Source organism: Nodosilinea sp. AN01ver1 (assembly GCF_050565655.1).
In the GTDB taxonomy this organism is placed as follows: domain Bacteria; phylum Cyanobacteriota; class Cyanobacteriia; order Phormidesmidales; family Phormidesmidaceae; genus Nodosilinea.
On the sequence record NZ_JBNXVS010000035.1, the window covers coordinates 56,966 to 70,538 of the forward strand.

Annotated in this window: 13 protein-coding genes; 6 read left to right on the top strand and 7 right to left on the bottom strand. The window is 57.3% G+C overall.

Annotation, left to right across the window (positions count from 1 at the left end; genetic code table 11):
- Positions 1-152 precede the first annotated feature (152 nt).
- The gene (locus ACQ4N7_RS21885) at positions 153-1,247 is read right to left on the bottom strand and encodes an alkene reductase (RefSeq protein WP_430713613.1); all 1,095 of its coding nucleotides are present in this window, start codon (positions 1,245-1,247) and stop codon (positions 153-155) included.
- 170 nt (positions 1,248-1,417) lie between these two features.
- Positions 1,418-1,744, bottom strand: a complete 327-nt coding sequence (gene trxA / locus ACQ4N7_RS21890) for a thioredoxin (protein ID WP_430713614.1) — start codon at positions 1,742-1,744, stop codon at positions 1,418-1,420.
- A gap of 87 nt (positions 1,745-1,831) precedes the next feature.
- Between trxA and ACQ4N7_RS21895 the strand changes: the two genes are divergently transcribed.
- Positions 1,832-2,149 carry an ArsR/SmtB family transcription factor gene (locus tag ACQ4N7_RS21895; RefSeq protein ID WP_430713615.1) on the top strand — a complete coding sequence of 106 codons (318 nt, stop codon included), beginning with the start codon at positions 1,832-1,834 and terminating at the stop codon, positions 2,147-2,149.
- 185 nt (positions 2,150-2,334) lie between these two features.
- Here ACQ4N7_RS21895 and ACQ4N7_RS21900 read toward each other — a convergent pair whose 3' ends face one another.
- The 3 genes from ACQ4N7_RS21900 to ACQ4N7_RS21910 all read right to left on the bottom strand — a co-directional run bounded on the left by ACQ4N7_RS21900 (position 2,335) and on the right by ACQ4N7_RS21910 (position 5,616).
- Positions 2,335-3,414, bottom strand: a complete 1,080-nt coding sequence (locus ACQ4N7_RS21900) for an AI-2E family transporter (RefSeq protein WP_430713616.1) — start codon at positions 3,412-3,414, stop codon at positions 2,335-2,337.
- A 64-nt stretch (positions 3,415-3,478) separates the two neighbouring features.
- On the bottom strand, positions 3,479-3,925 hold the full coding sequence (locus ACQ4N7_RS21905) for a DUF29 family protein (protein WP_430713617.1): 447 nt from the start codon (positions 3,923-3,925) through the stop codon (positions 3,479-3,481).
- Between the two features lie 155 nt (positions 3,926-4,080).
- Entirely contained in the window at positions 4,081-5,616 is a 1,536-nt protein-coding gene (locus ACQ4N7_RS21910) for a phosphomannomutase/phosphoglucomutase (protein ID WP_430713624.1), read from the bottom strand.
- A gap of 242 nt (positions 5,617-5,858) precedes the next feature.
- On the opposite strand from ACQ4N7_RS21910, the gene ACQ4N7_RS21915 reads away from it, so the two are divergent.
- On the top strand, positions 5,859-6,971 hold the full coding sequence (locus ACQ4N7_RS21915) for a mechanosensitive ion channel family protein (protein ID WP_430713618.1): 1,113 nt from the start codon (positions 5,859-5,861) through the stop codon (positions 6,969-6,971).
- Positions 6,972-7,027: 56 nt separating this feature from the next.
- Positions 7,028-8,146 carry a mechanosensitive ion channel family protein gene (locus ACQ4N7_RS21920; protein WP_430713625.1) on the top strand — a complete coding sequence of 373 codons (1,119 nt, stop codon included), beginning with the start codon at positions 7,028-7,030 and terminating at the stop codon, positions 8,144-8,146.
- Between the two features lie 117 nt (positions 8,147-8,263).
- Here ACQ4N7_RS21920 and ACQ4N7_RS21925 read toward each other — a convergent pair whose 3' ends face one another.
- Together ACQ4N7_RS21925 and ACQ4N7_RS21930 are read right to left on the bottom strand one after the other, a co-directional pair.
- Entirely contained in the window at positions 8,264-8,884 is a 621-nt protein-coding gene (locus tag ACQ4N7_RS21925) for a Uma2 family endonuclease (protein WP_430713619.1), read from the bottom strand.
- A 130-nt stretch (positions 8,885-9,014) separates the two neighbouring features.
- On the bottom strand, positions 9,015-11,633 hold the full coding sequence (locus ACQ4N7_RS21930) for a M1 family aminopeptidase (protein ID WP_430713620.1): 2,619 nt from the start codon (positions 11,631-11,633) through the stop codon (positions 9,015-9,017).
- 429 nt (positions 11,634-12,062) lie between these two features.
- Here ACQ4N7_RS21930 and ACQ4N7_RS21935 point away from each other — a divergent pair, with 429 nt between their 5' ends.
- From ACQ4N7_RS21935 to ACQ4N7_RS21945, 3 genes are all read left to right on the top strand, one after another.
- The gene (locus tag ACQ4N7_RS21935; protein ID WP_430713621.1) at positions 12,063-12,311 is read left to right on the top strand and encodes a DUF433 domain-containing protein; all 249 of its coding nucleotides are present in this window, start codon (positions 12,063-12,065) and stop codon (positions 12,309-12,311) included.
- On the top strand, positions 12,312-12,659 hold the full coding sequence (locus tag ACQ4N7_RS21940) for a DUF5615 family PIN-like protein (protein ID WP_430713622.1): 348 nt from the start codon (positions 12,312-12,314) through the stop codon (positions 12,657-12,659).
- Between the two features lie 496 nt (positions 12,660-13,155).
- Entirely contained in the window at positions 13,156-13,515 is a 360-nt protein-coding gene (locus ACQ4N7_RS21945; RefSeq protein WP_430713623.1) for a Uma2 family endonuclease, read from the top strand.
- Positions 13,516-13,573: the final 58 nt, after the last annotated feature.

A 13,573-nucleotide genomic window follows, 5' to 3' on the forward strand; every position in this document is an offset into this window, starting at 1 on the left:
CAACCGAAGGTGAGCCAGGGTTGGTAGCAACTCTGGCTCACCTTCGGCGAAAACGGCAATTTGCATTCAGTTTCAGTTTCAGCAGAAACCCGGTTGTTTTCAAGGCTTGCTGATGGGACATGCCGCAGAAACCGAGTTTTTATTCCAGCGTTCTAGGCCGCCTCTGCCAGCGTGGGGTAGTCAATGTACCCTTCGGCCCCACCGCCGTAGAAAGTCTCGGGGTTGGGCTCGTTGAGCGGAGCCTTTTTCGCAAAGCGCTGGGGCAGATCGGGGTTGGCAATAAACAGCTTGCCGTAGGAAACCAGGTCGGCATCACCGCTGGCGATCGCCGCATTTCCCGCCTCCTGGTCATAATCCCAGTTCACCATCAGCAGACCGTCGTACAGCGGGCGAAACTCTTTTGTAGGGATGGCCGTACCGCCGTGGCGCAGGTCAGACTCGCTGGGTTCGAGCAGGTGCAGGTAGGCCAGATTGAACTGATTTAGCGCCTGCACCGCATAGCCAAAGGTGGCCCTGGGGTCAGAGTCGGTCATATCGTTGAAAGTGCTGCTGGGCGAGAGGCGCACGCCGACCCGCTGGCCGCCAAACACCTCCGCCACAGCCTCGGTCACCTCCAGCAGCAGCCGGGCGCGATTTTCGACCGGGCCGCCGTAGGCATCGGTGCGGTGGTTGCTGCCGTCGCGCAAGAACTGGTCGAGCAGGTAGCCGTTGGCCCCATGCACCTCAACGCCATCAAAGCCTGCCTCTAGAGCATTCTTGGCCGCCTGGCGATAATCTTCGACAATGCCAGGAATTTCGTCTAGCTCCAGCGCCCTCGGTGTGACAAAACGCTGCATTCCCTCATAGGTCATGGCCTCGCCCTGGGGCTGAATGGCGCTGGGAGCCACAGGCGTTGCCCCGTCGGGCTGCAAAGACGGGTGCGAAATGCGACCTACGTGCCACAGCTGCAAGAAGATGCGACCCCCTCTGGCGTGAACGGCCTCGGTTACCTTTTGCCACCCGGCGATCTGCTCAGCGCTGTGAATGCCGGGGGTGGCGGGGTAGCCCATGCCCTGGGGAGAAATCTGGCTGGCCTCGGTGATGATTAGCCCCGCCGAGGCCCGCTGCTCGTAATAGGTCACGTTCAAGGGCTGAGGCACGTTGCCTGCCCCGGCCCGGTTGCGGGTGAGGGGGGCCATCACGATGCGGTTGGGCAGTTCGTAGGCACCGAGCTGAATGGGCGTAAACAGGTTCTTTTCGGTAGACATAGGAGTTTCCTTTGGAGTGGTTAGTGCTAGCGGTTTTACCAGAACGGTATGGGTCATGTAGGGGCAAATGGCCTTTGCCCTCTAGAGAATCAAGCCAGGAGAAATTTTAATAGCGGCATGAATGGGGTAAGGGCAAACGGTTGTTTGCCCTTACGAGGGGCTGTGCCGGGTTAGCTCAGAAACGGCTCAACGGCCTTAGCCAGCGTGGTCTTAGACACAGCCCCAACGACCTCCTCCATTTTTTCGCCGCCCATAAACACCATCAGCGTGGGAATGCTGCGAATGCCGTAGCGGGAGGCAATGCTGGGCTGCTCGTCGGTGTTGACCTTGACCACCTTGAGCTGCCCGTTGTACTGCTGGGCCACCTCGTCAACCACGCTGGCGACCATGCGACAGGGGCCGCACCACGGAGCCCAAAAATCGACTAGCACGGGCACGTCACTTTGCAGCACTTCGGATTGAAACGTCTCTTGGGTAATACTTGCAACTGCGGACATCAAACACCTCCGCCAATCGGGCGAATTTCAATTATTCGAAAAATTCGAACAATTAAACTATAGCGCTCCCCGTGGCATAATGCAACTATGCGACCTATTCATCATCCCAACTGCCAAGACATTGCCCTGGAGGGGGTTTTGTATGCCCTGGGCGACCCCGTGCGGCTCGAAATTGTGCAGCGGTTAGCCAACAACGACGAGCTATCGTGCTCTGATCTAGACCTGGGGGTGGCCAAGTCGACCCTCTCCCACCACTTCAAAATTTTGCGTGAAGCTGGGGTGCTGCACTGCCGCAAGCAGGGCACTCAGCACATGAACTCGCTGCGCCGCGACGATCTTGAGGCGGCGTTTCCTGGCCTGCTCGACAGCATTTTAAAGGCGGCTCGGGCAAAGGTTGAGGGCTAAGGCAATCTGCAGGGAAGAGTCTCCATCGTTCCTACGCTTCGCGTGGAATGCCCACAATAGCGCTTCTGCGCCCCGTACTGAGGAGACGCAGGAGCGTCGAAGGAAGTGGTGACAATGCTGGAGCGTTGGCACGATAGAAAGGCAGTAAACCAACATCCGCATGGGTTACGCTTCGCTAACCCATCCTACGAATGCTGAGACTCCAGCACGCCGCTCTGAAGAGTCTCTATCTGAGGCTCCGGCTGGTGAATGGCATCGGCAACTTTTTTGATGAAGCTGGCGGTGGGTACGGCCAGCAGCAGGCCCAAAAACCCGGCAAACTTGGCCCCAATCAGCAGGGCCAAGATAATGATGGCTGGGTTGAGCCCGGTGATGCCGCCCATCAGGCGGGGGGCCACCAGGTTGTCGTTAATTTGCCCCAGCACGATCGCGACGCCCAGCACCTTAAGACCCAGCCAAATATCTTGAAACGCCAGCAGAGTGCTCACCCCCAGCACCGCCACCGTGCCGCCAAAGGGAATGATGCTGACCAGGCCAATCACCAGGCCAAACAGTAGACCAAAGGGCACGTTGAGCAAAATCAGGGCCGTCGACTGGGCCACCGCCAGAATCAGCGCCAGGGTGGCCTGCCCCGAAAAGTAGCCCTGAAAGCTGGGTCTGAGCGAGCTGCGAACCTGCGATCGCCAGGAAACTGGCAGCCAGCTCAGCAGCCCTTCCCACAGGGGGTCACCGTTGATCACCAGCAGAATGGCCAGCACGGCAGTGACTAGCGAATTAACGGCGCTGTCGAGGGTGCTGAGGGTAACGCTAATCGCCTGGGTGGTGGTAGCTTGCAGAGCATTAGTGAGCTGATTGGCAGCCTGGACGGTGAGCTGGTCGAGGTCGATGGGCAGGGTTTGAAAGAAGGTGCGATCTTCGAGCAGCAGCAGCTGGGTTTTGGCGCGATCGATCCAGCCCGGCAGGCGTTCGGCCAGGTCGTTGAGCTGCTGCCACACCTGCGGCCCCAAAAAGGTGACCAAAACCGTAGTCACCACAACGGCCAACAGCACCGCCAATGCCACCGCCAGGCTTCTGGCCAGGCCGCGATGCTCTAGCCAGTCGATGGGGTAGTCGAGCAAAAAGGCGATCAGCGTGGCGGTGATGACAATGCTGGTGGCAGGTTGTAGCAGCCCTCCCAGCCAGTACAGCAGCCAGCCGTTGAGGCAGATGAGGGGAAAGGCCAGACCCGCGATCGCCCATCTGGGCAGCTTGGGAAAAGAAACCATAGGTTAGTTGCCTTAACTGTTGTGAGGGTGCCTCGTGGCTCCAGATGGGGTGGTGGGCAGAGCCCTAGTTGATCGCTGGCTCTGTTTCAGAGCCTACAATCAGCGCGATCGCTTGGTTAATCACGGCCTTGTGATCGACCCTCTGCTCCAACTCTGCTGCATCATAGCGACCTTCAAACGCTTCTAAGGCTGCCTGCCGCAGCGCAGAGTCATAGGCATCTTCGAGGGTGTCTTGAAGCTCCTGCAGGGTCAAGTACATGCCCCCGGCTTTGAGTCGTTGATTGGTCCGCTGAATTTGTTTGACGGCGTTGAGAATAGAGGTTTCCCAAGAACGGGTGGTGCGCCCCTCTGCGGCTTGCTTAATGAGATGTACGAGTAGGATGATGCCAAAGCTAAAAATCTTGTTGAGTTTGTCATCCTTACTCATTTCCGTCATTTCCTCGACCAGAAGCAAGGCGTCACTCACCCGGTCAGCCAGCAATAACTCTCGCAATTCCAACAGTTCTTCCATACCGGCCTCTTGGCAATCATTTTCACTGAAAACAGGTCTGGACTCCCCCATCACGCTCAATGAAATTCCTATCATCAATTCTGGCCGCAGGGGAGTGCTACGTGGGAACCCATACCACTCTCTATGCTGGATTTACTGACCTATTCCACCTAATTTTACGTCCCCAAGGCAGAAACATCTAAGCCTTCTAGGGTCTCAAAAAAGGACATTAGGCGATCGCCAATCCTAGCCACTCCCCCCGCCACATTCGACTCAATGTTTAGCGGCAGCACCGGATCGTGCAGCGACATCCGCATCATAAACCAGCCGTTTTCCTCCGGCTTTGAACAGGCGACGCGTACTCCTTCGTAGCTGGGTACAACCGCCCAATCGGCCTGGGTAGCAGCAAATTCTTGCAGCTGATTCATCACCTCGGCACCGTGGGCCTGAGCCTGCGGTGCCAAAATCTTGAGCCGGTACTCCTGGCTGTCGTGGGGATCTTGCAGGGTAGCGATCAAATCGGTGAGGCGCTGGCCCGAGCGGCGGGCCTTGGCCAGTTCGACTAGCAGCTTGCTGACCAGGTAAGCACCATCGTCTAAAAAGTAGTTTTCTTTCATCGCCCCGTGGCCCGAGGCCTCGATCGCAAGCCAGCTGGGCTGGCCCGCTTCATTCAGCCGAATCGCCTCGTTAATCACGTTCTTGTAGCCCCGCTTAAAGCGGTGGTGAATGCCCCCCAGGTGATCTTCGATGAACTGGGTGAGACCATCAGAGGTGGTGGAGTCGGTGACGATGGTGGTGCCGGGGTGCTCTTGCAGCACGATCGCAGCAATCAGCGCGATCAAGCGGTTGCGGTTGAGTTCGCGCCCGTCGGCATCGACCGCCGCACCGCGATCGACATCGGTATCAAAGATCAGGCCAAAGTCGGCCTTTTGGTTTAGGACGGCCTGGCAGATGGAGGCGATCGCCGCCGCATCTTCCGGGTTGGGCACATGGTTGGGAAAGGTGCCGTCGGGGTCGAGGAACTGACTGCCGGTGGTGTCTGCCCCCAGCGGTTCGAGCACCCGGCTGGCGAAAAAGCCGCCCGCTCCATTGCCCGCATCGACGATAATTTTGAGCCCTTGCAGCGGCTGGTCAAAGTGGTCGGGGTGGTTGACCGACTGGCGAATCTGCTGCACCAGCCCTGCGGCGTAAGCTCCAATCAGGTCGCGACTCTCCACCGAGCCAGAAACCTCAGCCGCAGCAAAATTGCCCTGCTCGGCCAGCTCTAGAATGCGCGAGATATCCCCCTTGCCCAAACCGCCCTGGCGGGTGAAGAACTTGAGCCCGTTGCGGTTGAAGGGCAGGTGGCTGGCGGTCATCATGATCGCGCCTTGGCAGGCAAACTCGGGCAGCACAGTGGCCATAAACATGGCCGGGGTCGAGGCCATGGCTACATCCAGCACCCGGCAGCCCAGGGAGGTCATACCTGCGATCGCAGCCTGCATTAGATCAGGCCCAGACAGCCGGCTGTCGCGCCCGATCGCAATGGTCAGCTCGTCTAAAGGATGATCTAGCTCTGCCGATAGCCAGGTGGCAAAGGCTTTGCCCAGGGTATTCACTACCGCCGGGGTGAGGTTGACGGCCTGATCGGGAACGCCTTCCAGGGCGACGCCGCGAATGTCAGAGCCGTTTTGCAGTGTGGCCCAGCTGATGGTGGTAGTGGATGGGGGCATGGGGGCGATCGCTCCTGCTGTCGTCCCCTTCACCATAGAAGCCGCGCCTGGCTTCTGCCGATTTCTTCAGCTTTTTTGCGCCTCACTTGCGCCTCACTTGCACCTCACTTGGGGGGGGGGGGCGCGATCGCACCATGCTGGATCATGTGCTGCAGGTGTCTCCCTGCGGCCAATGACCAATTCGTATATCCTTGAAAGCGTTTGGGCCAGAGCCGCGCCCCAAAAGCTTCACCAACAGGTCAATGTCAGAGCTATACACCCAAATCTTTCGTCTATCCGGTGAGCACCCTTCCCTTTTTTGGCTGGGGCTGCTGGGGCTGATTACCGCCCTGGCCTACTTCTCGGGCAACGTGCTCTCGCGGCTGGTGAACTGGCTGCTGCGCCGCCTGGTGGCAGGCCGGGCCGATAAGTTTTACCGCCTGGTGATTCAACCGCAGCAGTCGCTATTGCAGGGGGTGCTGGTACTGGGGCTGCTCGACCTGGTGGCCTACCTGGTTTTGCAGCGAGATTTGCAGGTGCGGTGGTACCCCTACCTGGAGATTCCGCTCACCCTGGGGTTTACGGTGGTGCTGGGCTGGTTTTTGGCCGGTAGCTTCAGGGCCTATTTCAACACCTACCTGCTCGATGCCGCCCTGCAGGACGGGCGCAAGAGCAACAGCGAAATACTGGTGCTGGCCCGGTTCTTTGCCAACGCGGGCATTCTGCTGATTTTGGTGGTGGCGTTTGCCGAGACCCACAGCCTGAATATCTTTGGGTTGATCGCCAGCCTGGGGGTGGGCGGCATTGCCGTGGCCTTTGCAGCCCAAAAGGTGCTGGAGCAGCTGCTGGGCGGGCTGGTGATCTACGTTGACCATCCCTTTGGCGTGGACGACTACATTGGCCTGCCCGACGGCACCTTTGGCCGGGTCGAGGCGATCGGGCTGCGATCGACCAAAATTCGGGTGTCGGGCAAGGGGTCGCTGGCGATCGTGCCCAACAACGTAATTATTCAATCTACGGTCGAAAATTTCTCCGGGGCCAAGAAGGTAATGGCGATTACCTACCTCAACCTGTACCGGGCCGTCAGCCCCGAAGAGCAGGCCCTGATTCGCCAGGTAATTTTAGACAGCACTCAAGAGCTGTCGGGCATTGACCCCCGCAGCACCGACATTGCCTTTCGAGATCTCGATGGCGGGCGGCGGGCCCAGGCCCAGATTACGTTCTTTATTCTGGGGTCGGGCGACAGCTCGATGGAAATTCGTCGCCAGCTGCTCAATGTCGCCAGCCAGCAGCTCACCCAGCGACTCAAGCAGTACGGCATCGCCTTCGATATTGAAGAGCCGACGGTCTACGTCGATGCCCCCATTACCGTGTAGGGTGCGGCTGCGCCACTACAGTTTGCTCTGTTGACAACTCGCTTTGACCCTTGTTTATAACCCTGCGCGACCTGCTCACGACCGTCGATATTCAGCTCTTGGCGCTGCCGCCGCTGGCGGTGTTTTTAGTCGCGCTGCTGCTGTCCCTACTGGTCGGTCGCTACACCCCTGGGCTGCTGGGCCTCGTCGTGCGGCGGGTCTCGCCCCAGCAGGGGGCCACCATCTACAACAACCTGATCTTGCCCATCAAAGGGACGGTTAAGCTGGCGGGCACCCTGCTGCTGGTGTCGCTGTCGATGGTGTGGCTAGAGGCAGCTTCGGCGGGGCTATACGGCTTTTTTCGCCCCCTGGTGGATCTGGCGGCGATCGCCAGCGTGGCCTGGCTAGCCTCTCGCCTGTTTCGCCAGTTTGTCAGAAGCTACGGCATCGCTATGCTGCGCCGCCTGGGCCGCGAGGTCGATGAGCTGCTGCTGGTGTTTGAAACCGTTGCCAACGTGATTATTGGCTTTATTGCGGTGCTGGCCTTTGCCCAGAGCCAGCAGTTTAACCTGGTGGGGCTAATCGCCAGCCTGGGCATTAGCGGCATTGCCCTGGGTCTGGCGGCCCAGAAAATTTTGGAGCAGCTGCTCAGCACCCTGGTGCTGTACCTCGATCGCCCCTTTGTGCCGGGCGAGTACATTCGCCAGGGCGATCGCCAGCTGTGCCGGGTCGAGTCGATTGGGCTGCGATCGACCAAGCTGCGCACCGCCGCCAAAAGCACGCTGATCATTGTGCCCAACTCAAAGCTGGTCAACGAAGAGATTGAGAACGTCAGCCGGGCCAAAAAGGTGATGGTGATGCTCTATATGGACTTTGTGCGGCCCCTGCGCGAAGAAGATGCGGCCCTGGTCAAACAGGTCGTCACCCGCAGCACCGAATCGCTGTTTGGCATTGACCCCGGCAGCACTAACATCAGCTTTCCGGCGGCGACCGAGCCTGCTAAAAACGGCGGTTTTGCCGCCAGCCACGCCCGCGTTACGTTCTTTATTTTGGGCTCTAGCGAAAGCTCGATCGAGCTGCGCAAGCGCCTGCTAGAGCTGGCCAATGACAATATCGCCAGCGAGCTGCAGGCCTACGGCATTGAGTTCACCCTGCAAGAGCCGACGGTGTACGTTGAGTCGCCGGTCACGCTGTAGCCTTGTCGCGAGTCAGTAAGTCTGGGAGGCGCTTTTTGTTTGAACGAGTAGCGCAGCAAAACGGTTAGCCTCAAACCCTATTCACGCTGCGGAGTCTAGAATTCTTTAATAGTCAAATTATTGCTCTTGCCCTATATCGATAATACGGTCTACCTCTAAAACCAGTTCGGGAAACGTTGGGGAGGTGAGTTGTTGAGCGGCCTGAAATGGTTGCCCCGGTTGATATTCTTGATCGACTAAATTGTAAATCCATACCATTGGCGTTTTAGGGCTGCCAATAAAGCGAACACCGCCTAAAGCACGGTAGTCTACAATCCAGTACTCAGGTACACCCAGCTTTTCGTATTCGGCCAGCTTGGTCAAATAGTCGTCTTGCCAATTGGTGCTCACAACCTCCACGATTAGCTTGATGGCGTCACTGCTAGAAAGACTGGAGTACTTTTGCCAGTAAGGATCTGTTTTGACCTTCTCCCGGTCGAGAACGATTATGTCTGGGAGATAGCCTTCTCCCTCCCGTAAGGGCTTAATTAAGCACGATTGAGGAATAAAGAGGGGCAGATTTTGCCGCTCAATCTCAAAATCTAGCTTGCGACGAATGAGGGCAATGACTTCTTCGTGGGGGCCAATGGGACGCATTTCTAACATCACTCCATGGCGCAACTCGTAGCGGCCACCGTCTTCGGGGTAGCGCTCTATAAATTCATCAAAGGTTAGTGGGTTAGCGGCGGCTTGAACCATAGCTGACCTGTAGTCGTGTTGAGCAAAAGAGCTTTGTTGATGTTTTAGAGATGTTAGGGTGCACGGCTGCGCAAGGACCGAACCTCGCCCTGGCGTTGTACACCCTAGCCATCACTACGATCGCTTTCGATTACTTCGCTTTAGCCTCCAGAGTTTCTAGACGGCTCTTGAGTTCCTGGTTAGATTTCTTCAGATCGTCAACTTCCTGGCGCAGTTTTTCCACTGCTTTGTCTTTGCCAATCGCTTTTTGCACCTGCTGCACGGCCTCCTCGGCGCGGCGGCGCACGCGGCCATCGGGGGTGTGCTCAGCCAGGCTTTGCAGTACGCTGATGGCCCGCCCGGTCTCAATGCCGCTGAGGGCCGATACCGCCGACACCTGGGTGAGGAAGAAGCTCTCGTGGGCGATCGCATCCAGCCGATCCAAAATTCGCTCCACATTGGGCTTGCTCTGGGCCTTAGAGATCGCCCCCAGGGCGCGAATCGCCGCCAGCCGCAGAGCTTGAGGAGTGCCGGGCTCGGTGTACTTGAGCACCAATTCCAGCGCCGCTTCGGACGATTTGAACTGGCTGAGGGCCGCGATCGCCCCCGATCGCACCACTTCATTCCAGCCCTGGCGCTCGTTGAGAATGGTCTCTAGCAGGGCCAGGGTTTCCTGGTCGTTGGCGCTGCCGTTTAGATCAGCCGCGCCCACCTTACCCAGCGATCGAATGGCGGCGGCTTCGACGTAGTAGCTGGGGTCGCCTTGCTCGGCGATCGCCTTTAGTGACTGATAGCTCTCAGCGGTTTTGATGTCGCCTAGCGATTCCACTACGGCGCGGCGCACGCGGGCTTCGGAGTCTTGCAGACCTTTCAGCAGCCCTGCAACGGCCTGGTCGAGCTTGACCGAGGCCAACTGCTCGGCGACTTCGGCCCGCACGCCCCAGAAGGGTTCGTCGATGAGGGCTTGGCTGAGCGCCTGAACGGCTTCGAGATTGCCTTTCTTGGCCAGGGCGATCGCGGCTTCAATTCGCGACAGCGGGTCGGGGTCGTGCTGGAGCTGGGCCTTGAGTTCCGCCATCGGGTACTCCAGCTCGACGGTCTTGAGGTAGTGGTTGCCCACGTCAAAGCTGACAAAGTCGGGCTTTTGGTCGAGCGGAAAGAACATCGCCTGCTCGCGCTCGTGGATGCGCACAGTGAAGGGCTTGATCTCGACTTTCGCGGCTTTGCCCTTGCCCACAAAGCCAAAGCCAATGGGAATGCGCAGGTCAAACAGGCCGCTGGTGCTGCTGGTGTCGCCGTCTTTGGCCTGGGTTTGGGTGACGGTGAGCTTGGCCAGGTTGCTGTCAACCTCCCAGCTGTAGGCCACTTTGTAGTCGGGGTGGCCGCCGCGCAGCACGTACTGGTCAAACAGGGGGCGCAGGTTGCGGCCCGTGGCCCGGTCGATCGCCCGCAGCAGGTCGATAGTTTCGACGGTCTGGTGGGCATTGCTCTGCACAAAGGTGCGAATCGCCTTCCAGAACAGGGCATCGCCCAGCTCGGCCCGCACCATGTGGTAAACGCAGGCCCCTTTCTCGTAAATGTGGCGATCGTACAGCTCGATCGCCTCCCGATAGACATGAGTCACCATAGGGCGGCGGTAGCGGCTCTTGTCTTCGCTCAGGTAGCTGCGGGCCTCCCCCAGGCGGTAGTAGGCGGCCTCGTCGGGGCCGTACTCCTGCTCGGTCCACATCACTTCGGAGTAGGTGGCCATGCCCTCTTTCACCCAGGCGTGGCTCCAGTGGTTGATCACCAGTAAATCCCCAAACCACTGGTGGGCCAGCTCGTGCACCACCAGCGATTCTGAGCTGCGGTTGTCGAGGGCGGCGCGTTCATCCAGCAGGCAGCGATCGGTCAAGATCGTCACCGAGGTATTTTCCATGCCGCCAAAGATAAAGTCGGCGGCGCACACCTGAGCGTACTTGGGAAAGGCATATTTGTAGCCGTACTTTTCGCTCAAAAATTCCACCATGCGCGGCGTCTTGCCCATGGTGATCTGGCCCTGGTCCTGGCGGCCTTTTTCGACGTAGTAGGTGACGGGAATATCCTGCCACTGGTCTTGAATGACATCGAACTCGCCCACGGCCAGGGCCATCAGGTAGGTAGGGTGTACCTGCTTTTGATACCAGTGGTAGATCTTTTGGTCGCCGTCTTCTTTAGTCTCTACCAGCTCGCCATTGGAGACCACCTGGTACTGGGCAGGCACCCGCACCTTCATCTCTGAGGTGGAGAGCTGGCCGGGATAGTCGAAGCAGGGAAACCAGAAGCGCGAGTCTTCGTCTTCGCCCTGGGTCCACACCTGCACGGGTTTGTCGGGGTAGTGCTGGTCGGGGCCAATGAAGTATAGGCCCCGCTCGGGCTGCACCAGGCGGTAGGCGATCGCAACGGTAAAGCTTTCTTCGGCCACGGTGGGCTGTTTGAGCCGCACGTGCAGGCGCTCGCCGTCGTAGTCAAAGTCTTGCTTGACGCTGCCCACCTTGACCGACTCAATCTGCTGATTGACGGCGTCGAGCACCAGGCTGTCGAGGCCGTCGCGCACGGGGTTAATGCGAATGTTGCAGGTGCCCTCGCAGATTTGCTGCTCCAGATCGAGGTTTAGCTCCAGGGCAATGTGCTCGACCTGGCCGGGGCGATCGGGGTTGTAGTGGGGTTTGGCCCCCGGCATTTCAAACGACTTGTAGCCGTTGTTGTCGTCCAAAAATTCCATTTGAAAAGCGCGGTGGGCGTTGGGCATGGGACCAGTAAACCTTTGCGTGACGTTATCGCTCCAAGGCCGGGGCAGCGGTGCTGTACCACCCCAGGCTACACAGTCTATTCTGACTGGCATAGAGCCATCGTACTGCGAATTTCCTTAGTCCGTAGTCAGAGTGACATTGCTTAAGCTGCGAAGTACTTATAAACAACGCCCCCTATTAGGGTCTCAACTTTCGTCAGCACCGTAGAGTGGGCACTGCCCACTTTTACACCCAGCTATTACCAACCCATCGGGAACACTCCTTGGAGTATCTTCCCTGGCCCCAAATGCCTGATTATCGACGCGCCTACACTCCTGGCGAGGCGATTTTTCTCACCCTGGCAATGGGCAGTGCCCGCCTTACTGACTTTAATTCAAGATGAATGGCTCTAAAATGGTAATCAATCATTCACTACAGCGCTAGCAACAATGACTGATGAAGAGCTTTTAGACCGAATTACCACTGATCCAAAAATCATGGTTGGCAAACCCGTGATTCAAGGGACTCGCCTTACGGTCGAATATATTCTGAATCTTTTGGCCCATGGGACGACGATAGCTGAAATTCTAGAAGAATACGAAGGTTTAGCTAGAGATGATATTCTGGCCTGTCTTTTGTTTGCCTCACGGTCTTTAGAAAGTGCAAGTTTTATGCCTCTAGAGAAGGAGATCGCTTAGTTGCGCTTTTTGGTGGATGAGAACACGGGAGTTGTCGTTTCCCGGTGGTTGAGGAATCTGGGGCATGAGGTCTTTTCTGTATATGAAGAAGCAAGAGGTACAGACGACGACATCATTTTACAAAAAGCCTTTGACGAAAACTGGATTTTGATCACCAGCGATAAAGATTTTGGAGAAAAAGTTTACCGAGAAAGGCAACCTCACTGTGGAGTAATCTTCTTGAGGCTTCAGGATGAACGCTCTGTCAATAAGGTTGCGGTTCTACAAAGGCTATTGGAAAGCTATCCTGATCAATTAGCTTATAATTTTGTGGTGGTGACTGAGAAACGGGTTCGTTTTGCCAAATGAATCACCTACACAACAACCTGATGAAGCATGGATTGGTGAAGTGCCCCATCAGTGGGAGTTTTCGAGTCTTCGGCGGTTTGTCCAGGAATGGGACTCAAGGGGGGGGGGGTTGGGATGCTGCTGTGGAGGGAAAGAGGCAGCGATTGCTTTTGAGGGGAAGGGGTTGGTGGTGGGTGAATAAATGGGGTGGTGGGCAGTGCCCACCCTACGGCTCAGGCAGATGCGTTGCCCTATTAAAACCTATCTTCTTAGGGAACAGAAAAATTGCAGGGCATTGTACATGCTTCATCCTGAAACAGACTGGTGCTGATGGTCTGAGCTATGCTAAGTCCAGCATTGTCAGTTTCGTAGGTTGGATGGAGCGCTAGCGAAATCCAACGATAAGGGGTGTTGGGTTCCACTCCGTTTCACCCAACCTACTGAATTTGGCGGCATGTAATTCTCTACTATCTTCAGCCCACAGATAATCTATGCTTGCTGCATCAAGCCAAATCTTATGATCACTGTTCCCCTCCCCGATGCCCAGTTAATGACCTTTGCCGAGTTCATTGCCTGGAAACCCGACAACCGCCGGTACGAACTTCACCACGGCACCCCCATTGAAATGCAACCGACTGGCGACCACGAGGAGATTATCTCTTTTTTGAACTCGGTGCTGGTGCTAGAAGTTCATCGGCTACAGCAGCCCTTTATGCTGCCCAAGCAAGCCCTCGTCAAACTGCCAGGAGAAGACACCGCCTACCTGCCCGATGTCCTGCTGCTCAACCGCGACGCTCTGCCCCAAGAGCAGGGCTATTTCATTCTAAAAACGGTCTTGAGTGTATCTAGGCCGAATTTACAGAATCGTTCAGCCTGAGCCATATTGGAGAAGGCGTTGGAGCGGTAGAGATTGAGCGCGAAGTTACGAGCGACAG